Source organism: Streptomyces nogalater, assembly GCF_039532885.1.
Taxonomy (GTDB): domain Bacteria; phylum Actinomycetota; class Actinomycetes; order Streptomycetales; family Streptomycetaceae; genus Streptomyces; species Streptomyces nogalater.
The window spans coordinates 13,613-36,059 of the sequence record NZ_BAAASM010000031.1 but is presented as its reverse complement, the minus strand read 5'-3'; the positions used below and the strand labels follow the sequence as shown (position 1 = coordinate 36,059).

At 72.6% G+C, this 22,447-nt stretch carries 18 protein-coding genes; 5 read left to right on the top strand and 13 right to left on the bottom strand.

All coding sequences use genetic code 11. From position 1 onward, the window contains the following. Positions 1-6: 6 nt before the first annotated feature. Genes galK through galT form a run of 3 tightly spaced genes read right to left on the bottom strand, consistent with a single transcriptional unit; the run spans position 7 to position 3,205 of the window. Positions 7-1,161 (bottom strand): galactokinase, encoded by a 1,155-nt coding sequence (gene galK, locus ABD350_RS20770; RefSeq protein WP_344349720.1) that lies wholly within the window; start codon positions 1,159-1,161, stop codon positions 7-9. After that, a complete protein-coding gene (gene galE, locus ABD350_RS20765) occupies positions 1,161-2,123 on the bottom strand; it encodes a UDP-glucose 4-epimerase GalE (protein ID WP_344349719.1) in 963 nt (320 codons plus the stop codon). Before galE ends, galK begins: the two co-directional genes overlap by 1 nt. Beyond that, positions 2,120-3,205, bottom strand: coding sequence for a galactose-1-phosphate uridylyltransferase (gene galT / locus ABD350_RS20760; RefSeq protein WP_344349718.1), 1,086 nt, complete (start codon positions 3,203-3,205; stop codon positions 2,120-2,122). Before galT ends, galE begins: the two co-directional genes overlap by 4 nt. 177 nt (positions 3,206-3,382) lie before the next feature. On the opposite strand from galT, the gene ABD350_RS20755 reads away from it, so the two are divergent. Both ABD350_RS20755 and ABD350_RS20750 read left to right on the top strand, forming a co-directional pair. After that, on the top strand, positions 3,383-5,074 hold the full coding sequence (locus ABD350_RS20755; RefSeq protein ID WP_344349717.1) for a sodium:solute symporter family protein: 1,692 nt from the start codon (positions 3,383-3,385) through the stop codon (positions 5,072-5,074). A 21-nt stretch (positions 5,075-5,095) separates the two neighbouring features. Then, positions 5,096-5,425: a hypothetical protein gene (locus ABD350_RS20750; protein ID WP_344349715.1), complete on the top strand. Its 330-nt coding sequence runs from the start codon at positions 5,096-5,098 to the stop codon at positions 5,423-5,425. A 129-nt stretch (positions 5,426-5,554) separates the two neighbouring features. Here ABD350_RS20750 and ABD350_RS20745 read toward each other — a convergent pair whose 3' ends face one another. The 4 genes from ABD350_RS20745 to ABD350_RS20730 form a co-directional block, all read right to left on the bottom strand. Next, positions 5,555-6,241 (bottom strand): helix-turn-helix transcriptional regulator, encoded by a 687-nt coding sequence (locus ABD350_RS20745; RefSeq protein ID WP_344349713.1) that lies wholly within the window; start codon positions 6,239-6,241, stop codon positions 5,555-5,557. Between the two features lie 174 nt (positions 6,242-6,415). Further along, a complete protein-coding gene (locus ABD350_RS20740; protein ID WP_344349712.1) occupies positions 6,416-8,209 on the bottom strand; it encodes an outer membrane protein assembly factor BamB family protein in 1,794 nt (597 codons plus the stop codon). Between the two features lie 74 nt (positions 8,210-8,283). Then, positions 8,284-10,134: an outer membrane protein assembly factor BamB family protein gene (locus ABD350_RS20735; protein ID WP_344349710.1), complete on the bottom strand. Its 1,851-nt coding sequence runs from the start codon at positions 10,132-10,134 to the stop codon at positions 8,284-8,286. A gap of 238 nt (positions 10,135-10,372) precedes the next feature. After that, positions 10,373-12,181 carry an ABC-F family ATP-binding cassette domain-containing protein gene (locus ABD350_RS20730; protein ID WP_344349709.1) on the bottom strand — a complete coding sequence of 603 codons (1,809 nt, stop codon included), beginning with the start codon at positions 12,179-12,181 and terminating at the stop codon, positions 10,373-10,375. A gap of 182 nt (positions 12,182-12,363) precedes the next feature. On the opposite strand from ABD350_RS20730, the gene ABD350_RS20725 reads away from it, so the two are divergent. Continuing rightward, positions 12,364-12,957 (top strand): Uma2 family endonuclease, encoded by a 594-nt coding sequence (locus tag ABD350_RS20725; RefSeq protein WP_344349854.1) that lies wholly within the window; start codon positions 12,364-12,366, stop codon positions 12,955-12,957. A gap of 6 nt (positions 12,958-12,963) precedes the next feature. Here the strand turns inward: ABD350_RS20725 and ABD350_RS20720 are convergent, their stop codons facing one another. The 6 genes from ABD350_RS20720 to rsmI all read right to left on the bottom strand — a co-directional run bounded on the left by ABD350_RS20720 (position 12,964) and on the right by rsmI (position 18,758). Continuing rightward, positions 12,964-13,857 (bottom strand): 4-(cytidine 5'-diphospho)-2-C-methyl-D-erythritol kinase, encoded by an 894-nt coding sequence (locus tag ABD350_RS20720; RefSeq protein WP_344349708.1) that lies wholly within the window; start codon positions 13,855-13,857, stop codon positions 12,964-12,966. After that, positions 13,854-14,723 (bottom strand): 16S rRNA (adenine(1518)-N(6)/adenine(1519)-N(6))-dimethyltransferase RsmA, encoded by an 870-nt coding sequence (gene rsmA / locus ABD350_RS20715; protein WP_344349707.1) that lies wholly within the window; start codon positions 14,721-14,723, stop codon positions 13,854-13,856. The genes ABD350_RS20720 and rsmA overlap by 4 nt, the downstream gene beginning before the upstream one ends. Positions 14,724-14,789: 66 nt before the next feature. Further along, entirely contained in the window at positions 14,790-16,196 is a 1,407-nt protein-coding gene (locus ABD350_RS20710; protein ID WP_344349706.1) for a resuscitation-promoting factor, read from the bottom strand. A 128-nt stretch (positions 16,197-16,324) separates the two neighbouring features. After that, the gene (locus ABD350_RS20705; RefSeq protein WP_344349705.1) at positions 16,325-17,230 is read right to left on the bottom strand and encodes a TatD family hydrolase; all 906 of its coding nucleotides are present in this window, start codon (positions 17,228-17,230) and stop codon (positions 16,325-16,327) included. Positions 17,231-17,277: 47 nt separating this feature from the next. Continuing rightward, positions 17,278-17,637 carry a hypothetical protein gene (locus tag ABD350_RS20700; protein WP_344349704.1) on the bottom strand — a complete coding sequence of 120 codons (360 nt, stop codon included), beginning with the start codon at positions 17,635-17,637 and terminating at the stop codon, positions 17,278-17,280. 272 nt (positions 17,638-17,909) lie between these two features. Further along, positions 17,910-18,758 (bottom strand): 16S rRNA (cytidine(1402)-2'-O)-methyltransferase, encoded by an 849-nt coding sequence (gene rsmI / locus ABD350_RS20695; protein WP_344349703.1) that lies wholly within the window; start codon positions 18,756-18,758, stop codon positions 17,910-17,912. Between the two features lie 106 nt (positions 18,759-18,864). Here rsmI and ABD350_RS20690 point away from each other — a divergent pair, with 106 nt between their 5' ends. Next, positions 18,865-20,622, top strand: coding sequence for a dolichyl-phosphate-mannose--protein mannosyltransferase (locus ABD350_RS20690; RefSeq protein ID WP_344349702.1), 1,758 nt, complete (start codon positions 18,865-18,867; stop codon positions 20,620-20,622). 107 nt (positions 20,623-20,729) lie between these two features. Continuing rightward, entirely contained in the window at positions 20,730-22,367 is a 1,638-nt protein-coding gene (locus ABD350_RS20685; protein ID WP_344349701.1) for a penicillin-binding transpeptidase domain-containing protein, read from the top strand. The last annotated feature ends 80 nt before the right edge of the window (positions 22,368-22,447 follow it).

The following is a 22,447-nucleotide window of genomic DNA, read 5'->3' as shown; positions in this document are numbered from 1 at the left end:
GGCGGGTCAGACCAGCCGTCGGGCGCCTGGGGACGGGAGCGCTTCGAAGACGCGGGGGGACGTGAAGCCCGCTGCGGTGAAGGCCTCTTCGATGGTCTTGGACAGGGTGTCGACGGCCGTCGCCTCCGCGAGGACGATCGCCGAGCCGCCGAAGCCGCCGCCGGTCATGCGGGCGCCCAGGGCGCCGCCGGCCAGGGCGGTGTCGACCACCAGGTCCAGTTCCGGGCAGGAGATGCGGAAGTCGTCGCGCAGGGAGGCGTGGCCCTCGGTGAGGACCGGGCCGATGGCGCGGGGGTCGCCGGCCCGCAGCAGGGCGACCGTGCGTTCGACCCGCTCGTTCTCCGTCACGACGTGGCGGACCAGGGGGATCACGTCCTCCTCGTCGCCGAGGCGGGCGAGGGCCTCGTCCAGCCCGTCGTAGGGGATGTCGCGCAGGGCGTCGACGCCGAGCAGGGCCGCGCCCTTCTCGCAGCCGGCCCGGCGCCTGCCGTACTCGCCGCCGCTGTGCGCGTGCTTGACCTGGGTGTCCACCACCAGCAGCCGCAGCCCCTCGGCCGCGAGGTCGAAGGGGATCTGCTGCTGGGACAGGTCACGGGTGTCCAGGAACAGTGCGTGGCCCTGCTCGCAGCAGGCCGAAGCCGTCTGGTCCATGATGCCGGTGGGGGCACCGACGTAGACGTTCTCGGCGCGCTGGCACAGCCGGGCCAGCCGCCAGCCCTTGAGGCCCAGGTCGTACAGGTCGTTGAGCGCGAGCGCGATCACGACCTCCAGGGCGGCGGAGGAGGACAGGCCCGCGCCCGTCGGGACGGTGGACGCCAGGTGGACGTCGGCGCCGGTGATCGCGTGCCCCGCCTCGCGCAGCGCCCAGACCACGCCCGCCGGGTAGGCCGTCCAGTCGTGGTCGCCGCCGGGCGCGAGGTCGTCCAGGCGCAGCTGCGCGACCCCGCCGTCGATGTCCGCCGAGTGCAGGCGCAGGACCCCGTCGGTGCGGCGGGAGACCGCCGCGACCGCCTGGTGCGGCAGGGCGAACGGCATGACGAAGCCGTCGTTGTAGTCGGTGTGCTCGCCGATCAGGTTGACCCGGCCCGGTGCCGCCCAGACGCCCTCCGGCCGTGCCCCGTACAGCTCGGCGAAGCGGTCCGCGACCTGCTGTGCCCCCACTAGTGCTCCCTTGTGATGCTCTGCGCGAACTCCCACGCGTCCGCGACGATGCCCGCGAGATCCGCGCGGGTCGGGTTCCAGCCCAGTTTCTCGCGGGCGGTGTCCGCGGAGGCGACCAGGACCGCCGGGTCGCCGCCGCGGCGCTCCGCGGTCACCTCGGGGATCGGGTGGCCGGTGACCTCGCGCACGGTCTCGACGACCTCGCGCACGGAGAAGCCGTTGCCGTTGCCGAGGTTGCAGATCAGGTGCTCGCCGGGGGCGGCGGCGCCCAGGGCCAGCAGGTGGGCCTCGGCCAGGTCCGCCACGTGGATGTAGTCGCGGACGCAGGTGCCGTCGGGGGTCGGGTAGTCGTCGCCGTAGACCGAGATGGCCTCGCGGCGGCCCTGGGCGACCTGGAGGACCAGCGGGATCAGGTGCGACTCGGGGTCGTGGCGCTCGCCGTACGCGCCGTAGGCGCCGGCCACGTTGAAGTAGCGCAGGGAGACCGCGGCCAGGCCGTGGGCGTGCGCCTCGCCGGTGATCATGTGGTCCACGGCCAGCTTGGAGGCGCCGTAGGGGCTGGTGGGGCGCGTCGGGGCGGTCTCCCGGATGGGGGTCTGCTCGGGCTCGCCGTAGGTCGCCGCGGTGGAGGAGAACACCAGCTTGCGCACGCCGGCCTCGCGCATCGCGGCGAGCAGTGCCATGCTGCCGCCGACGTTGTTGTCCCAGTACTTCTCCGGCTTCAGCACCGACTCGCCGACCTGCGAGAACGCCGCGAAGTGCAGCACGCCGTCGAAGGAGGGGTCGAGCCACTTGGCGGCGTCGCGGATGTCGCCCTCGATGAAGGCGGCGCCGGCGGGCACGCCGGCGCGGAAGCCGGTGGAGAGGTTGTCGAGGACGGTGACCTCGTGTCCGGCTTCCAGCAGGTGCTGGGCCACGACACTGCCGACATATCCGGCGCCACCCGTCACCAGGTACTTCATGAACTCGCTACCTCTCGCAGTCGCTCGGCCGCGCGCTCCGGCGGCACGTCGTTGATGAACACGTTCATGCCGGACTCGGAACCCGCGAGAAACTTCAGTTTGCCGGAAGTGCGGCGGATGGTGAAAAGCTCAAGGTGGAGCGCGAAGTCGTCGCGCGTCACACCGTCGAACTCCTCCAGGGTGCCGAACGGCGCCTGGTGCCAGGCCGCGATGTACGGCGTCGGAGGCTCACCCGCGGGGCTTTCCCCTCCGTCCCGCCCGTCGAAGATCCGGTCGAACCGCTTCAAGAGTTCCAGATACACCTGGGGGAACTCTGTGCGGGCCGCCTCGTCGAGGGCGAGCAGATCGGGCACGCGGCGCTTGGGGTACAGGTGGACCTCGTACGGCCAGTGGGCCGCGTACGGCACGAAGGCCGCCCAGTGTTCACCCTCCAGGACGACCCGCTCGCCGGCCAGTTCACGCTCCAGGACCGCGTCGAACAGGTTCTGTCCGCCGGTGGCCTCCTTGTGGGCGGCGAGCGAGCGGAGCATCAGCGCGGTGCGCGGGGTGGTGAAGGGATAGGCGTAGATCTGCCCGTGCGGGTGGCCCAGCGTCACGCCGATCTCGGCACCGCGGTTCTCGAAGCAGAACACCTGCTCGACGGAGGGCAGATGGGACAGCTCCGAGGTGCGGTCCGTCCACGCGTCCAGCACCAGACGGGCGTGCCGGGGGGTGAGGTCGGCGAAGGAGGCGTCGTGGTCGGAGGTGAAGCAGACGACCTCGCAGCGGCCGGAGTCGCCGGCGAGGGAGGGGAAGCGGTTCTCGAAGACGACGACGTCGTACGAGGAGTCCGGGATCTCGCTGAGCCGGTCGCCGCGCGTCGGACACAGGGGGCACTCGTCGGCCGGCGGGTGGTAGGTGCGGCCCTGGCGGTGCGAGGCGATGGCGACGCCGTCGCCGAGCAGCGGGTCGCGGCGGATCTCGGACGTGGTGACCGTACGGTCCAGAGGACGCCGGTCGACCGCGTCACGCACGGTGTCGTCCCGAAGGTCGTAGTAGATCAGCTCACGACCGTCGGCCAGCCGGGTCGAGGTCTTCTTCACGCCGGACTCCTCCACATCCCCACTCCATCACTCAACACAATCAAACATAACAGAGCACAACTCGATACCCCCGTGCTCGATCACAATCAAACAAAGAACACCAGTCGGAGTGTTCAAATACCGAACACGGCGGCGTAGGTTCCGCTTGGATCAGTTCGCGCAACGAAGCGAGTTCTCATGCAAACCCCCCCATACGCCCCCACCTCCCTGGCGGCGGAGCTACGGCTCCCCACCAACTGGCTGGACTACACGATCCTGGCGATCTACTTCGTCGTCGTCCTCGGCATCGGTCTCGCCGCCCGCCGCTCGGTCAAGACCAGCCTCGACTTCTTCCTCTCCGGACGCTCGCTGCCCGCCTGGATCACCGGCCTCGCCTTCATCTCGGCGAACCTGGCGGCCACCGAGATCCTGGGCATGGCGGCCAACAGCGCCCAGTACGGCGCCTACACCGTCCACTGGTACTGGATCGGCGCCATCCCCGCCATGGTCTTCCTCGGCCTGGTGATGATGCCCTTCTACTACGGCAGCAAGGTCCGCTCGGTCCCCGAGTTCCTGCTGCTGCGCTTCGACCGGGCCGCCCACCTGCTCAGCTCGGCGCTCTTCGCGTTCGCCTCGGTGCTGATCGCCGGCGTCAACCTCTACGCCCTCGCCCTCGTCGTCGAGGCCCTGCTCGGCTGGCCGAAGTGGGTCGCCATCGTCGTCGCCGGCGCCCTGGTGCTCGGTTACATCACCCTGGGCGGCCTGTCCTCGGCGATCTACAACGAGGTGCTCCAGTTCTTCGTGATCCTCGCCGCGCTCATCCCCATCACCGTGCTCGGCCTGAAGAAGGCCGGCGGCTGGGACGGCCTGACCGACAAGCTCACCGCGCAGCACGGCGCCGACTTCACCACGGCCTGGGGCGGCACCGGCATCGGGCACGCCAATCCGCTCGGCGCCAACTGGCTCACCATCGTCCTCGGCCTCGGCTTCGTGCTCTCCTTCGGCTACTGGACCACCAACTTCGCCGAGGTGCAGCGCGCCCTGTCCGCGAAGAACCTCTCCGCCGGGCAGCGCACCCCGCTCATCGCCGCCTTCCCGAAGATCTTCATCGTCTTCCTGGTGATGACCCCGGGCCTGGTCGCCGCCGCGCTCGTGCCGAACATCGGCAGCAAGGAGTCCGGGCTCCAGTACAACGACGCCATCCCCTACCTGATGCAGGAGCTCCTGCCCAACGGCGTGCTCGGCATCGCCGTCACCGGTCTGCTGGCCGCCTTCATGGCGGGCATGGCGGCGAACGTGTCGTCGTTCAACACGGTGTTCACCAACGACATCTGGGCCAAGTACGTGGTGCCGGGCCGCGCGGACGACTACTACGTGCGGTTCGGCCGCCTGATCACCGTGATCGGTGTCTGCGCCTCCATCGGCACGGCGTTCCTGGCGTCCTCGTTCTCGAACATCATGAGCTACCTGCAGACGCTGTTCTCCTTCTTCAACGTGCCGATGTTCGTCGTCTTCGTCGTCGGCATGTTCTGGAAGCGCGCGTCCGCCAAGTCCGGCTTCTGGGGCCTGCTCGCCGGCACCACCGCCGCGATGGTCAACTACTTCGTCTTCTACAAGCAGGGCGTCATCTCCATCCCCTCCGACCAGGGCGCCAACTTCGTCTCCGCGATCGCGGGGTTCGTCGCCGGCGCGGTCGTGATGATCGCGGTGTCCCTGTTCACCAGGCCGAAGCCGGCGGAGGAGCTCCAGGGCCTGGTCTACGGCACCCGCTCCCCCGGTATGTCCGAGCCGCCCGCCGAGGGCGACGACGCGTGGTACCGCAAGCCGGCCCTGCTGGGCTGGGGCGCGGTCGTCCTGGCCGCCGCCTGCTACATCCCGTTCTCGTTCTGACGCGGGAGGACCGAGGAAACCATGACCGAGCACCCTGAGCACCGTCCGCCGCACTACACCGAGCACGACGTCCAGCGGGAGGTCACCGAGCTGCAGACCAAGTCCGCGACGGCGGCCCGCATCTTCGATCTGCGCCGTATCATCGGCGGGCTGTTCGTGGTCTACGGCGTCATCGTCACGATCACGGGCCTCACCGACTCCCAGGCCGCGATCGACAAGGCCGAGGGCGTCAACATCAACCTGTGGACCGGGATCGGCATGCTGCTGCTGGGGATCTTCTTCCTGGCGTGGCTGAAGCTGCGGCCCGTGCCTCCGGCGGACGAGCAGGCGGAGGAGCGCCGGGAGACCTGAGGCCGTACGCCGGCCGCGGGGGCGTGGGGGCCGGTCGCGCGCACGCGGCAAAGCCGCCTATCGGCACGGCCCCGCGCCCCTGGGGAATCGCGGTCCCGTCGGCTTCCACGGTGCCGCCCGGCAGCCCGTCTACCCCAGGCCGGTGTTCCCGCGCGGGCCCGCCCGTTCCAGTAAGCCCGTGCGGGCGGCCAGGGCCGCCGCCTCCAGGCGGGAGCCCACGCCCAGTTTCATCAGGACCCGCTGGACGTGGGTGCGGGCCGTGCTGGGGGCGATGCCCATGCCCGCCGCGATCAGGCGCGTGTCCTCGCCGTCGGCCACCCGGACCAGGACCTCCACCTCGCGCGGCGTCAGCACCTCCAGCAGCCGCTGGGCCTCGTCGTCGGGCTGCGCGGCCGGGTTCAGCAGCTCGCCGAACGCGCCCTGGAGCAGTTGCGGGGCGACGGCCGCCTCCCCGGCGCGGGCCTTCGTCATGGCCCGCTCGACGCCCTCGATCCGCTCGTCGTGCCGTACGTACCCCGACGCGCCCGCCGCGAAGGCCGCCGCGATGCCGCGCGGCGACGGCACCGGGCCCAGCACCACCACCGCCACCTGCGGACGCTCCCGCTTGATCTTGACCACCGGGTCGAAGGCGCCCGGCTCGGCCGGTGCCGCCGTGCCCAGCAGGCACACCTCGGGTGCCCGCGCGATCACCAGGTCCGCCGCGCCCGCGGCCGGTGCCGCCGCGGCGACCACCCGGTGCCCGCGCAGCTTGAGCGCCGACGCCAGCGCCTCCGCGAGCAGGCGATGGTCGTCGACGACCACGAGCCGCACTCCCATTGAGCAACCCCCCAGTCCCCCCGGCACCCCCGCGCTTCATGCCCCCGGAAGCTACACGCTTGTTCGACGTCGCGCTGCCCCTCCAGAAGAGAAGTGCCCCGGATCGATGAAATCCGGGGCACCACAGGGCAGTTCACTCGTTCGGGCGAGTCCGGCAACGGTGCCGGCGGCCGGTCAGCCGTCCGTGCCGAACGCCATCACCAGGTACTCCTGGTCGTACGTCCGGTTGGCCTTGTGGGCGAACTGGGCCGACATGTACAGGCGGCCCTTGCCGAAGAGCAGCTCGGCGTACTCGGGCAGCAGGCTGGTCTCCGCCGTGTGCACGCTGCGCTCGCCGGGGTTCTCCAGCAGCTTGGTCACCTTGAAGGTGCCGCCGTCGATGCTGAGGACCTGGCCGCCCTTGTTGTACGGCGGCGCGTTGTAGGCCAGCAGGTTGCCGCCGTCCATGCGCAGCGGGGAGAGCGTGTAGCCGTCGCCGGCCTCGGCGCGCTGCCCGGTCGGCTTGCCGGTTTGCAGGTCGAAGGCGACGATCTCGTTCGTCCTGCTGTACTCGGCCCGGCCGTCGTGCGACTCGGTCATCAGGTACAGCCTGCCGTTGCCGGCGACGACCTGGTTGCAGCCCTCGATCCGGGTGATGCCGTCGCAGCGGCCCCCGTAGGTGTCGCCGGGCGCGGCGATACGGGCGAGCAGTCTGCCGGTCTTGTCGTCGATGGAGAAGTAGTCCGAGACACCGCTGCCGTCGCCGGCGGTGTCCCCGACGTCGGCGGCGACCACGAGGGGGTCGGTGGAGACGACGGACGCGTACTCGACGCCGTCGGGCATCCGGTACTCGGAGATCACCTTGCCGGTCTTCGGGTCGATGGTCTGGATGTGCAGCTTGCGGCTGTCGTACGCGCCGCACTTGCGCACCGCGACCAGCCGGGCGCCGCCGCCGTACCCCGCGTCGGAGCAGGTGTCGTCCGCCTTCGGCTGCCACAGCGCCTTGCCGGAGTCGATGTCGAACGCGGCACCACCGTCGGAGCTGCCGACCGCGACCGTATCCTGGGCGACCGTCACGTTCTGGAAGGTGACCGGATAGTCACCGGAATTGATCGATTTCGTCCACAGCTTCTTCCCCGCGGCGAGGTCGATCGCGGCGACCTGGCTGCACCCCGCGGAGGAGTCCTTCGGGGGCATCCTCGGCTGGAAGGTGACCGCCGTCCGGCCGTCGTCGTTCACGTGGTCGCTGGCCGCGCAGATCGGGCCGGGCAGCTTGACCGTCCACAGCCTGGTGCCCCGGTCCGGGTCGTAGCCGACGATCTCCGCGATGCCGCTCTTGGCGTACACCGTGTCCGTCAGCCAGGAGCCGGAGGTGACGACCGTGTCGTCCGTCTTGGGCAGCGGCACCTTGAAGAGCACCTCGGCGGCCGGATCGGCCGGCACCTTCTCCTTGCCGCCACCGCCGCCCCCGCTCCCGGAGCCGCCGGAGCCGCCGCTCGTGCCGCCGGTCCCGCCGGCGGAGGAGGCGGGTCCGTGGGAACCGCCTTCGTCCCCGGAGGAGTTGGCGTACCAGATGCCGCCGCCGACGATCAGTGCGATGGCGACGACCGCCGCCACCACGATGAACAGGGTGGTGTTCCGCCGGCCGCCGCCCGGCACCGGCCGGGGCGTCATCGGCGCGGTCGGCGGCTGCGCCTGGCCCGGGTAGCCGTAGCCCGGCCGCATGCCCTGGACGGGCTGGACGGGCTGGACGGGCTGGGCGTAGGGGTTGTGCGGCTGGGGCGGGTAACCGGCGGGCGGCTGGGCGCCGTACGCCGGGGGCTGGGCCGGCGGCTGGGCGCCGTAGGCCGGGGGCTGGGCCGGCGGCTGCTGGGCGTACGGGTTGGGCTGCGCGCCGGGCGGGCCGTAACCGGGGCCCGGCGGCTGCGGCGGATAGCCGTAGCCGGGCTGCGGGGGCTGGTTGGGCGGCGGCGGGGGTGGCTGGGTCATGGCGGCGGATACCTCGGTGACGCTCTGCGGGCGGACGGCGAAGGGGACGGGGAGGACGGGACCTGGCGTCCGGCTCAGTCGCCGAAGGCCATGATCAGCTTCTCCTTGGAGTCGTCGTCGCCGGACAGCCGGCCCGAGGAGATGAACAGCCGCCCGCCGGACCAGTCGACGACACCGTCGTAGAAGGTGTTCTCGACACCGGCGGCGCCCCGCGGGTTGCGCAGCAGCGCGGTCGTCCCGTGGGAGGAGCCGGCGACCGGCACCGACACCACCTGGCCGCCGCTGTCGTACGACGGCTGCACATACGCGATGAGCTTGCCGCCCTCGGTCCTCACCGGGTACATCGGCCGGTCGCCCGGGGACTTCACCCGCCACTTCTCCTTGCCGTCGGCGAGGCCGATGGCCACGATCTCGTTGGCGCTGACGGTGGCGTCGGTGGGCAGGTAGAGCGTGTCGGCGTCGACCGCGACCCCCTGACAGCCCTGCAGCTCGCGCTCCAGGATCGCCCAGCCGCAGCGGGGGGCGAACTTCTCGTCCACCATCACCTGGGAACGGAACGTGCCGTCCTCGGAGAAGGAGGAGATGTTCCAGGTCTTGTTCTCGCGGTTCCTCAGATACACCACGAGGGGGTCGACCGAGTAGGTACGGCTGACCTCCCAGCCCTTCTTGAGCTTCTGCGTCCAGCGCACCGTGCCGTTCGACGGGTCCAGCTCCTGGAGTTCCTCGTGCTCGTCGGAGCCGCCGACGCCACAGGAGGCCACCTGGATCAGCCGGTCGGTGCCGCCCGCGTAGGCGGCGGGGAAGCAGGCCGCGCCGTACCGCTTCTTGTCGTACAGCTTCTTGCCGGTGTCGATGTCGTACGCCGTGCCCGACTGCGAACGGCCCACCATCAGCGTCTTGCCGCCGACCGTCAGCTCGATGTGGAGGGCGCTGTCGAACAGGCCGCCGTCGGCGACCTCGCCGCTCCAGCCCTTCCGGCCGGTGCGCAGGTCGAGCTGCTGGAGCCGGTTGCACTTGGCGCGCTCGCCGGCACCGCTCAGGTACGCCACGACGATCTTGTCGTCGGCCGACTTCACCGGGGTGACCGCGCAGATCTTCTGCGGGAGGGAGACCGGCCCCCAGGCGGTGTGGCCGTCCCCGGCGCCGAAGGCGAAGACCTGCTTGTACGCCGCCTTCACCACCGTGTCCCCGCTGGTCCACATGCCGGGCGCGTCGGCGCCGGACGCGGGGGCGTCGGGGGGCGGCGCGTACCAGAGGACCTTGGCCTCGCCGGGGCCGCGTCCGTCGTTGAGGTGGTCCGGGTCCGCGCCGCCGGAGGTCGTCGGCGAGGCGGTGGGGGAGTGGGCGGGGCCGTCGCCGCCCTGGGCGACGGGCTTCTTGCCGCCGCCCTCGTCGTCGCCGCCGGAGGTGACCGCGAACACCGTGCCGCCGATGACGAGCAGCGCGGCGACCGCGGACCCGATGATCAGCGCCGTCTTCTTCTTGGACGCCGGCCCGCCGGGCGCGGCCCCGGGTATGCCGGGTGCGGACCCGGGCGTGCCCGGGTACGGCGGCTGCGGCGGCAGGCCGTAACCGGGCTGGGGGGCACCGTACGGGCCCTGCTGCTGCGGCGCCTGCTGCGGGTACCCGTAGGGGCCCGGCTGCGGCCGGCCGTAGGGGCCCGGGGTGCCGCCGTAGGGTCCCGGCTGCGGGTAGCCGTAGCCCGGCTGGGGCTGCGGGGACCCGGCGGGCGGCCGGGGCGCGCCGAAACCGCCCTGCGCCGGAGGCGTCCGCGGGGGCTGCGGGGGTGCGGCGGGGGACTGCGGGGCGCCGAAGCCGGCCTGGGCGGGCGGGGGTTGGGGGGCGCCGTGGCCGCCGGGCTGTGGCGGCTGGTCCTGCGGTGCTCCGAACCCGCCCTGCGGCGGCTGGTCGGGCGGCTGAGTCATCAGCGCTCTTCCCCCTCGTTCACTGATTTTTAGCCACGCCCCGAAGCACGCGACGGACGGCTCTGGGCCGTTTCTCAGACGGTTTTCAGACGGCTCTTTCTATCACCCGGCACCGACAGCACACGGGGCCGCGCCCTCCCCTGTTCCCAAGGGAGGACCGGCCCGTGATGCCCTCGTTACGCGCCTTCACGCCCCCTTCACCCAGCGCACGCGCCCCCTTCGCGCGCCGGGTCGGGGGTCAGGCGTCCTCCGCCAGTTCCAGCCAGCGCAGCTCCAGTTCCTCGCGCTCCCCGGCGAGCTCCCGCAGCCGGGCGTCCAGTTCGGCCACCTTGGCGAAGTCGGTGGCGTTGTCGGCGATCTGCGCGTGCAGCTTCGCCTCCTTCTCGGAGATCTTGTCCAACTGGCGCTCGATCTTCTGGAGTTCCTTCTTCGCGGCGCGCTGGTCGGCGGCGCTCTTCTCCGTCGTGACCGGCTTGGGCGCCGCGGCGGCGGACCGCTCGGCGACCGCCTCCTCCATGCGTCGGCGCCGCTCCAGGTACTCGTCGATGCCGCGCGGCAGCATCCGCAGGGTGCCGTCGCCGAGCAGCGCGAACACCCGGTCCGTCGTCCGCTCCACGAAGAACCGGTCGTGGGAGATGACGATCATCGAACCGGGCCAGCCGTCGAGGACGTCCTCCAGCTGGGTCAGGGTCTCGATGTCGAGGTCGTTGGTGGGCTCGTCCAGGAAGAGGACGTTGGGCTCGGCCATGAGCAGCCGCAGCAGCTGGAGCCGCCGCCGCTCGCCGCCGGAGAGGTCCCCGACCGGCGTCCACTGCTTCTCCTTGCCGAAGCCGAACGTCTCGCACAGCTGCCCGGCCGTCATCTCGCGCCCCTTGCCGAGGTCGACGCGCTCCCGGACCCGCTGTACGGCCTCCAGCACCCGCCAGGTGGGGTCGAGTTCGGCGACCTCCTGGGAGAGGTAGGCGAGCTTGACGGTCCTGCCGACGGCGATCCGGCCCCCGGCGGGCTGCTCCTCGCCGTCGGTAACCGCGGCGGCGGCCATGGCGCGCAGCAGCGAGGTCTTCCCGGCGCCGTTGACCCCGACCAGACCGATCCGGTCGCCCGGGCCGAGCTGCCAGGTGACGTGCTTGAGCAGCACCTTCGGCCCGGCCTGGAGGGTGACGTCCTCCAGGTCGAAGACCGTCTTGCCGAGCCGGGAGGAGGCGAACTTCATCAGCTCGCTGCTGTCCCGGGGCGGCGGCACGTCCGCGATCAGCTCGTTGGCGGCCTCCACCCGGAAGCGGGGCTTGGAGGTCCGCGCGGGCGCCCCGCGCCGCAGCCAGGCCAGCTCCTTGCGGATCAGGTTCTGCCGCTTGGCCTCCTCGGTGGCGGCGATCCGCTCGCGTTCGGCGCGCGCGAAGACGTAGTCCGAGTAGCCGCCCTCGTACTCGTACACGTCACCGCGCTGCACGTCCCACATGCGGGTGCAGACCTGGTCCAGGAACCAGCGGTCGTGGGTGACGCACACCAGCGCCGAGCGCCGCTCGCGCAGGTGCTCGGCGAGCCAGGCGATGCCCTCGACGTCGAGGTGGTTGGTGGGCTCGTCCAGGACGATCAGGTCCTGTTCCTCGATGAGCAGCTTGGCCAGCGCGATCCGGCGCCGCTCGCCACCGGAGAGCGGTCCGATGACGGTGTCCAGCCCCTTGGGGAAGCCCGGCAGGTCCAGCCCGCCGAACAGTCCGGTCAGCACGTCCCTGACCTTGGCGTTGCCGGCCCACTCGTGGTCGGCCAAGTCGCCGATCACCTCGTGGCGGACGGTGGCGGCGGGGTCGAGGGAGTCGTGCTGGGTGAGCACGCCGAGCCGCAGCCCGCCGGAGTGCGTGACCCTTCCGGTATCGGCCTCCTCCAGCTTGGCGAGCATCCGGATGAGGGTGGTCTTCCCGTCGCCGTTGCGTCCGACGACCCCGATCCGGTCCCCTTCCGACACGCCGAGCGAGACGCCGTCCAGCAGGGCACGGGTGCCGTAGACCTTGCTGACGTTCTCGACATTGACCAGGTTGACGGCCATTTCACTCCTGTGCGCGGGGCGGTATCGACATGCGGCTCCACCGTGTGGGTCAGCCTTCTAGCGTAGGGCTTCGGGCGTGAGGGGCGGGGCGCGAGGGGGTTGTCACTCTTTGTGATGACGTGATCGGGATGGGGCCGCTACGGTGGAGGGCAGGCACCAGGAGCCTGTCCATGGGAGGAACCATGACCGCCGAGTCCGTAGAGCATCGTGTCCAGTGGCCGGTGCCGCCGCAGGACGGCTACACCGTGGACGACCTGTTCACGCTGCCGGATCTCCCGCCGCACACCGAGCTGATCGACGGGAGCCTGGTCTTCGTGAGTCCGCAGCGCTACTTCCACTTCGCGGTGATCCATCTGCTGGCGAACGGACTGCGCAGCACCGTGCCACCCGACCTGAAGGTGGCGTGTGAGATGACAGTGGTTCTGGACCGGCGTAACGGTCCGGAACCGGACATCTCCGTGGTGCGCAAAGAAGCTGTCACGGGCCGGCGTCAGACCCACTTCAAGGCGGCCGACGTCCTTCTCGCCGTCGAGGTCGTCTCACCGGACTCCGAGGCCCGTGACCGCGATTACAAGCCGCACAAGTACGCCGCGGCAGGTATCCCGCACTACTGGCTGGTCGAGATGGCGGGCCAGGACGACCACCCGGTGGTCCAGGTGTACGAACGCGGCGAGGCCACCGGCACCTATGCGCTGACCGGCATCTTTCACGACCAAGTCAAAGTGAGTGTTCCCTACGACATCCACATCGACTTGGCCGCCTTCGAGCAGTACTGAGCCCCCTCAGAGAACCGTCGCCCCCGCCACCGGCCCCGCCGCCACCCGTACCGTCCCGCACGTCCCCGACACCCGCAGCGTCTCGGCCACCTTCTCCGCCGCCCCGGCGTCCCGCACGAGGAACGCGGTCGTAGGACCGGACCCGGAGACCAGCGCGGCCAGCGCCCCCGCGCCACGCCCCGCCGCCAGCGTGCCCGCCAGCTCAGGGAACAGGGACAGCGCCGCCGGCTGAAGGTCGTTGGAGACGGTGGCGGCCAGCGCGTCCGGGTCGCCCTTCGCCAGCGCCGCCAGCAGGTCCGGCGAGGCCACCGGCTCCGGGATCTCCCGACCCTCGGCCAGCCGGTCGAACTCGCGGAACACCGCCGGGGTGGACAGCCCGCGCCCGGCCATCGCGAACACCCAGTGGAAGGCGCCGCCGACCTCCAGCTCCGTCAGCCGCTCACCGCGCCCGACCCCGAGCGCCGCCCCGCCGACCAGGCTGAACGGCACGTCGCTGCCCAGCTCGGCGCAGATCTCCAGAAGCTCGTCGCGCGAGGCGCCCGTGCCCCACAGCGTGTCGCACGCGAGCAGCGCGCCCGCGCCGTCCGCGCTGCCGCCCGCCATGCCGCCGGCGACCGGGATGTCCTTGGCGATGTGGAGGTGCACGTCCGGCTCGATGCCCCGGCGCGCGGCGAGGGCGATCGCCGCGCGGGCGGCGAGGTTGGTGCGGTCCAGAGGTACCTGGCCGGCGTCCGGGCCGTCGCAGGTGACCCGGAGTTCCGCCGCCGGGGTCACCGTCACCTCGTCGTACAGGCCGACGGCGAGGAAGACGTTGGCCAGGTCGTGGAACCCGTCGGGGCGGGCGGCGCCCACCGCGAGCTGGACGTTGACCTTGGCCGGGACGCGTACCGTGACGCTCACTTGCCGCTCTCCTTGTGTTCGGCGATCCGCGCGAACTCCTCCACCGTCAGCGACTCCCCGCGGGCCTGCGGCGAGATTCCGGCCGCGACCAGCGCCGCCTCGGCCGCCGCGGCGGAGCCCGCCCAGCCGGCGAGCGCGGCCCGCAGGGTCTTGCGGCGCTGCGCGAACGCCGCGTCGACCACCGCGAACACCTCCCGCTTGGAGGCGGTCGTCTTGATCGGCTCGGTCCGCCGGACCAGGGACACCAGTCCGCTGTCGACGTTCGGCGCCGGCCAGAACACGTTCCGGCCGATGGCCCCGGCCCGCTTCACCTCGGCGTACCAGTTGGCCTTCACGGACGGCACGCCGTACACCTTGTTCCCGGGCGCGGCGGCGAGCCGGTCGGCGACCTCGGACTGCACCATCACCAGCGTCCGCTCGATGGTCGGGAAGGTGTCGAGCATGTGCAGCAGCACCGGCACGGCGACGTTGTACGGCAGGTTCGCCACCAGGGCCGTCGGGGCGGGGCCGGGCAGCCCGGTGACGTGCATCGCGTCGGAGTGGACCAGCGCGAACCGGTCGGCGCGCCCGGGCATGCGCGCGGCGATGGTCGCGGGGAGGGCGGCGGCGAGCACGTCGTCGATCTCGACGGCGGTGACCCGGTCGGCGACCTCCAGCAGCGCGAGGGTGAGCGAGCCGAGCCCGGGGCCGACCTCCACCACCACGTCGTCGGGGCGGACCTCGGCGGTCCGGACGATCCGGCGGACCGTGTTGGCGTCGATCACGAAGTTCTGGCCGCGCTGCTTGGTGGGGCGGACACCGAGCGCTGCCGCGAGCTCACGGATGTCGGCGGGGCCGAGGAGGGCGTCGGGGGTGGGGCTGGTCACGGGACAAGGGTACGGGGGCGCGGGGGGCCGGGCCGCCAGGGGAGGCGGGACCGGCGGGGCCGGGTGCTAGCCCCGCAGCCTGGCGCCGCAGTGCGGCCACGGGCCGGTGCCCCGCCGTAGGTACAGCTTCTTCGCGCGGTAGGTCTGTTCGTCCGGGGAGGCGTCCTGGGGGCGGCCCGCGCCGCCGAGGCTGTGCCAGGTGCGGGTGTCGAACTGGTAGAGGCCGCCGTACGTGCCCGAGGGGTCGACGGCGTCGGGGCGGGCGCCGGACTCGCAGACGGCGAGGGCGTGCCAGTCCAGGTGGTCGGCGTCGTGCACGGAGGTGGGGCGCGGCCGGGTGCCGACCTTCACCACCTGGGTGCGGGGCGCGCGCACCAGCTCGGTCCGCTCCGGGCGCGGGCGCTGCCGGACCCCGTTGACAGTGCGCACGTAGTAGACGGTGCGGCGCAGTCCGGGCCGGCCGGGCCGGGTGACGACCTCGGTGCCCTGGAAGAGCGAGGGGTCGGTGACGCGTACGGCCGGGAACGGGATCTGCTCCTCGTGGACCTCCCGCCGGCCGGTCACCCGCAGCACGGTCACGGTCTGTCCGTCGCGCGGGAAGCTGTCCCCCGGGACGGAGAGGGTGTCCTGGCCGCGCAGGGTGATCCCGGCCTCCGCGACGGCCTCCCGGACGGTGGCCGCGTTGGTGCGGACGGTCCGGCTCCGGCCGTCGGCCATGACGGTGACGGCCCGCTCGGTGCGCACGTCGAGCGCGAGCCCGGCGCGTGAGATGCGCCGGGAGCGGGAGGCGGACAGATAGGCGCCCTCGGCGCGGACCCCCAGCTGGTCGAGCGCGCCGGCCACGGTGTGCGCCGTCGTCCACACCTGCCGCCGGTGGCCGTCCAGGGTGAGCAGTACGGGGCGCCCGTAGCGCACCGCGACCTCGTCGCCGCTGCCGAGTTCCGTGCCGGGGGCGGGCGCGACCATGTCGTGCGCCCCTACCCGTACGCCCTCCTCGGCGAGCAGTTCGCCCACGTCGTCGGCGAAGGTGTGCAGGGTGCGCCGGCTGCCGTCGACGCTCAGCTCGACCGCCTTGTCCTTGGCGACGAAGGCGCTGGTGCCGCCGGCGAGGAAGGCCACGACGAGCGCCTGCGGCAGCAGGCGGCGCACGGCGGATTCGGGGCGGTCGGCACCGCGGGCCTTGCCCCGGCGCCCGGCCCGCCCGTCCCGCCCGTCCGGTTCACCGCCCTCGTCGTCCACGCGGAGGTCCGCACCGTGCGCCCGGGGGTTCCCGGAGCGGCCGTGCCCGCCGTGCTCGCGGGCTCCCTCCCCCGGCGGCCCGCCCGTGCCCTGCCGGGGCAGCAGCGGCTCGCCCGCCCGCGTGTGTACCGCCGTCACCGGGTCGCACAGGCCCGGCAGCGCGCCGCCGGGTTCGCCGGGCGGTGCCGCGCGGGGGCCGTACGCCTCATACGTCTCGTACTGCGACTTGCTCACGCCGACACGCTCCAGAGAGGGCCAGAGGGGTCCAGAGGGGTCCGGATCGGGCCCCCAGAACCTAGCGGAGCGCCGGTCACTCTCCAAAGCGGCACGACTACGCACCGAAGCGGCGAACGCGGCAGTCGCTACGCCTCGTAGTCGAAGGCGCGGGCGGTGTTCGCGGCCAGGGCCGTCGCCAGCGTGTCCTCGTCGATGCCGCGTACGGCGGCCATCGCGCGCACGGTGACCGGAACGAGATACGGCGCGTTGGGCCGTCCGCGGTACGGCGCCGGGGTGAGGAACGGCGCGTCGGTCTCCACCAGGACCAGGTCGAGCGGGGCGATGGCGAGGGCGTCCCGCAGGTTCTGGGCGTTCTTGAAGGTGACGTTGCCGGCGAAGGACATGAAGTAGCCCTCGCGGGCGCAGATCCCGGCCATCTCGGCGTCGCCGGAGTAGCAGTGGAAGACGGTGCGCTCGGGGGCGCCCTCCTCCTTCAGGATCCGCAGCACGTCGGCGTGGGCGTCGCGGTCGTGGATGACGAGGGCCTTGCCGTGCCGCTTGGCGATCTCGATGTGGGCCCGGAAGGAGCGCTCCTGGGCGGCCTTGCCCTCGGGACCGGTGCGGAAGTAGTCCAGTCCCGTCTCGCCGACGCCCTTGACGTGCGGCAGCGCGGCCAGCCGGTCGATCTCGGCGAGGGCCTCGTCCAGCGCCGCGTCCCCGCCCGCCGGCCGCGCGCCCTGCCGGGACCACCCGTCGGGGTCGCCGTGGACGATGCGCGGGGCCTCGTTGGGGTGCAGGGCGACGGCGGCGTGGACGCCGTCGTGCGCGGCGGCGGTCTCGGCGGCCCACCGCGAGCCCTTGATGTCGCAGCCGACCTGGACGACCGTCGTGACGCCCACCGAGGCGGCCTTCGCCAGGCCCTCCTCGACCGTGCCGGACTGCATGTCGAGGTGGGTGTGGGAGTCGGCGACGGGCACCGCGAGGGGTGCCGGGAGCGGCGGAGCCGCGTTCTTGTCGTCGCCCTTGGAGCTGTGGCCGGCGTTCGAAGGCATGCCCCGATCCTACGAAAGGGGCGTGCCCCGGCCGGCCGGTGCTCCGCTCAGCCCGTCCTGCGGTGGAAGGGGTGCAGCAGGTCGGACAGGTGCCAGTGGTGCGGCCGCTCGGTCTGCCCCGGCACCCGCGGTACCTCCACCGGGCCCGCCGCCGGCACCGGGCGGGACCGCCCGTCGGCCGCGGCGCGCACGGAGGCCACCTGGCCCGCGCGCATGATCCGCACGAGGTGGCCGTCACAGTTCCGGCAGACCGGCCGGGTCAGCGGCGACGGCACCACCCGGCCGTCGGCCACGTACCGCACGAACGGCTCCCCCTCGGCGTTCGTGCGGTGCTCGATCGCGTACGACTGCTCCCAGCCGTGCCCGCAGCGCATGCAGGCGAAGGCGTACGACGCTATGTCACTCATGGGCCAACTCCCTGTCGACACGGGTGCGTCCTCTCGCCCAGTGGACGCCTCGGCCGCCGTGAAAGCACCCGACCTGCCGAGTGTTGGCCCCGATTTGGCCCCCGCTTGCCCGAACGAGCCGATCGGGACGGCTGGGCTTTGCCATCAACGCCGGCTCTTTGCCGACGCATGGGGGGCGCGCCCCTCAAGGGGCGCGGGGAACCGCGCGATCAACCACGACGGACCAGCGGCCCGCAACGCACGGGCCCCCTACGGCGCGACCCGGCGCCCCCTCACTCACCGGCCCGCTTGGCGGCGACGACGGCGTCGAAGACCACCCGCTTCGGCACCCCCGCCTCCACCGCCACCGCGGCGATCGCCTCCTTGCGCCGCTCCCCGGCCTCCTCCCGCACCCGGACCCGGCGCACCAGCTCCTGCGCGTCCAGTTCCTCCGGTCCGGTCTCCGGGGCGCCCTCGACCACGACGGTGATCTCCCCGCGCACGCCCTCCGCGGCCCACCGCGCCAGCTCGGCCAGCGGGCCGCGCCGTACCTCCTCGTACGTCTTGGTCAGCTCGCGGCAGACGGCCGCCCGCCGGTCCGCGCCGAAGACCTCGGCCATCGCGGCGAGGGTGTCGTCGAGCCGGTGCGGGGCCTCGAAGTAGACGAGGGTGCGCCGCTCGGCCGCCACCTCGCGCAGCCGGGACAGCCGCTCGCCGGCCTTGCGCGGCAGGAAGCCCTCGAAGCAGAACCGGTCCACGGGCAGCCCGGACAGGGCGAGCGCGGTGAGCACGGCGGACGGGCCGGGGACGGCGGTGACCCGGACGTCCTGCTCGACGGCGGCGGCGACCAGCCGGTAGCCGGGGTCGGAGACGGACGGCATGCCCGCGTCGGTCACCAGCAGCACGCGCGCCCCGCCGACCAGCTCGGCGACCAGCTCGGGGGTGCGGGCGGACTCGTTGCCCTCGAAGTAGGAGAGCACGCGGCCCCGGGGGGTGACGCCCAGCGCCTGGGTGAGCCGGCGCAGCCGCCGGGTGTCCTCGGCGGCGACCACGTCGGCCGCGGCCAGCTCCTCGGCCAGCCGGGGCGGAGCGTCCGCGATGTCGCCGATGGGGGTACCTGCCAGGACAAGGGTTCCAGTCACGCCCCCATCCTCCCAGGGCGCGCGCCGGGGGAGGAAAACGCGTACGCGACGGCCGGGTAGCGCCCATGCGCGGGACTCGCACAGCACGGTTCCCTACGATGGCGCGGTGACCAGTACCGCGTCCTCCATGGACCTCCGGCAGGGCCAGGCACCGCACGAGGGGCGGCCGTCGTGGCAGCGGCGGCTGCGCCGCTTCGGGTACGCGCCGGGCAAGGACGCGCCGGCCGGTGACGTACGCGACCGGCTGGTGCCGCCGTACACGCAGCCGAGCCCGCGGCTGTGGCGGGTGCTGGGCGCCTCGCCGGCCTTGGCCGAGCGGCTCACCCGCTGGTCGGGCTGGGGCGGGCCGCTGCTGGTGACGCTGATGGCGGGCCTGATGCGGTTCTGGAACCTGGGCAGTCCGCGGGCGGTGATATTCGACGAGACGTACTACGCCAAGGACGCCTGGGCGCTCGTCCACCGCGGTTTCGAGGTCAGCTGGGACCAGTACGGCAAGAACACCAACGACATGGTGCTCCAGCAGCACGGCGGCCTCGCGGTGCCGACGGACGCGGCGTACGTGGTGCACCCGCCGGTCGGCAAGTACGTGATCGGGCTCGGGGAGCTGCTGTTCGGGTTCGACCCGTTCGGCTGGCGGTTCATGACGGCGCTGCTGGGGACGCTGAGCGTGCTGCTGCTGTGCCGGATCGGGCGCCGGATGTTCCGCTCGACGTTCCTGGGCTGTCTGGCGGGCGCGCTGATGGCGGTGGACGGGCTGCACTTCGTGATGAGCCGGACGTCGCTGCTGGACGGCGTGCTGATGTTCTTCGTGGTGGCCGCGTTCGGCGCGCTGGTGGTCGACCGGGACCGGGCCCGGGAGAGGCTCGCGGCCGCGCTGCCGGCCGGGCCGGACGGCCGGGTCCGGCCGGACGCGTCCGTCGCCGACACCTTCCGGTTCGGGCCGCGTCCCTGGCGCTGGACGGCGGGCGTGCTGCTGGGCCTGGCCGTGGGCACGAAGTGGAACGGCCTGTACGTCCTCGCGGCGTTCTGTGTGCTGACGGTCCTGTGGGACGTCGGCACCCGCAAGGTGGCCGGCGCCCGCCACCCGTACCTCGCGGTCCTCAAGTACGACACCGGTGCCGCCTTCGTGGCGACGATCCCGGTGGCGCTGGTGGTCTACGTGGCCTCCTGGACCGGCTGGATCCTCTCCCCCGCCGACGGCACGGGCGGCTACTACCGCGACTGGGCGGCCACCGACGGCAAGGGCGGCACCTGGGCGTTCCTGCCGGACTGGCTGCGCAGCCTGTGGCACTACGAGCACGAGGTGTACAAGTTCCACGTCGGCCTCGACCAGCCGCACACCTACCAGTCCAACCCGTGGAGCTGGCTCGTGCTGGGCCGCCCGGTGTCGTACTTCTACGAGTCCCCCGGCCCCGGCACCGACGGCTGCCCGGCGGACGCCGGGGAGAAGTGCGCCCGGGAGGTGCTGGCGATCGGCACGCCGCTGCTGTGGTGGGCGGCCTGCTTCGCGATCGCCTACGTGCTGTGGCGCTGGGCGCTGCGCCGCGACTGGCGGGCCGGTGCCATCGCCTGCGGGATCGCGGCCGGCTATCTGCCGTGGTTCCTGTACCAGGAGCGGACGATCTTCCTCTTCTACGCGGTCGTGTTCCTGCCGTTCCTGTGTCTGGCGGTGGCGATGATGACCGGCGCGGTCATCGGCCCGGCGCGCTCATCCGACACCCGCCGGGTGATCGGCGCGACGGCGGCGGGCGTCCTGGTGCTGCTGATCGCCTGGAACTTCGTCTACTTCTGGCCCCTGTACACCGGCCAGGCCATCCCGATCGGCTCCTGGCGCGCGCGGATGTGGCTGGACACGTGGGTCTAGCGTCACGGTTGGACAACTCCCGCCCCCAGCGCACCACAACCGCTTACAGTGCTCCCGCACGCTGAGTTGAACATGTTCAACAGGCTGAACGGGAGGGGATCCGCGTCATGCGCAACGGGGTCAAGGCGGCCGTGGTGGGCGGGGTGTGCGTCACACTGCTGAGCGGCGCCGGTTACGGGCTCTACACCTTCGCGTCCGCGATGAGCGGTGACAGCGGCACGGCGGCCGGCGTGGCGCCCCCGCGGACCGGGCCGCCCGACGGCTCGGAGGTGAGGGAGGCGGCCAAGGCGTTCTTCGCCGCCTGGGAGAAGGGGGACGCGGCGACCGCCGCCTCCCACACGAACCACCCGCAGGCCGCCGAGGCGCTGCTGACCGCCTACGGCCGGGACGCGCACATAGGCAGGGTACGGATCACCCCGGACACCCCCGTCGGCGACACGGTGCCCTTCGCGGTGACGGCGACGGTGTCCTACGACGGCGTCTCCAAGCCGCTGTCCTACCGCGGCACGCTCACCGTCGTACGCGGCGTGACCTCGCACCGGGCGCTGGTCGACTGGCGGCCCTCCGTCGTCCACCCGCGGCTGCGCCAGGGCGACACGCTGGCCACCGGGGAGTCGTCCGCCCCCCGGATCGAGCCCGTGGACCGCGCCGGGAAGGTGCTGACCCGGGAGAAGTACCCCTCGCTCGGCCCCCTGCTGGACGAGCTGCGCGACCGGTACGGCGACAAGGCCGGCGGCAGGCCCGGTGTGGAGCTGGTGATCCGGCACCAGGCCGCGGCGGACGGCGGCGGGGCCGCGGACACCCCGCTGGTCACCCTGGCCGAGGGCAGACCCGGCAGGCTTCCCACCACGCTCAGCGCGAGCGTCCAGGCGGCGGCCGAGGCGGCCGTGATGAAGTATCCCGAGTCCTCCGTGGTAGCCGTCAAGCCGAGCACCGGGGAGATCCTCGCCGTCGCCAACAACCGCGTGGACGGCTTCGACGCCGCCCTCCTCGGCGAACGCGCCCCCGGCTCCACGATGAAGATCGTCAGCGCGGCGGCCCTCATCGACGCCGGCCTGACCACGGCGGACGGCCCGGCGCCCTGCCCGCCCTCGGCCGTCTGGCAGAGCCAGACCTTCCGCAACCTCGCGAACCTGGCGCCCGACGAGCACGCCACCCTCGCCGACAGCTTCGCCCGCTCCTGCAACACCGCCTTCGTCAAGTTCGCCGACGAGCTGGGGCCCGACGCCCTCACCCGGGAGGCCGAGGACCGGTTCGGGCTCGGCCGGAACGACTGGCAGGCCGGCGTGCCGACCTTCGACGGGCGGGTCCCCGTCTCCGCCGGCCCGGACACCGCGGCGAGCCTGATCGGCCAGGGCCGGGTGCAGATGAGCCCGCTGACCATGGCCTCCGTGACGGCGACCGCGATGACCGGCGCCTTCCGCCAGCCGGTGATCGTCCCGCTGAGCCTGGACGGCCGCGAACCGGCCCGCGCGCGCGGCCTCGCGCCGGGCACCGTCCGGCAGCTGCGCGCCATGATGAACCGCACCGCGCGCTCCGGCACCGCGGCGCGGGTGATGGCCCAGGTGAGCGGGGACGTCGGCGCGAAGACCGGCTCCGCCGAGGCCGACGACACGGCCGGGTCGGACAGCTGGTTCACCGGGTACCGCGACGACGCCGCCGCGGCGGCCATGGTCCAGGACGGCGGGCACGGCGTCGACGCCGCCGGGCCGATTGTCGCAACCGTGCTACGGAACGCCGGTTGAGATCACCCGTGGAGACGGGGACCTTAAGGTGAAAGCCGTCGTTGGGAGTGTGAGGGCTTAGGAGAGCCTGAAAAGCGCGC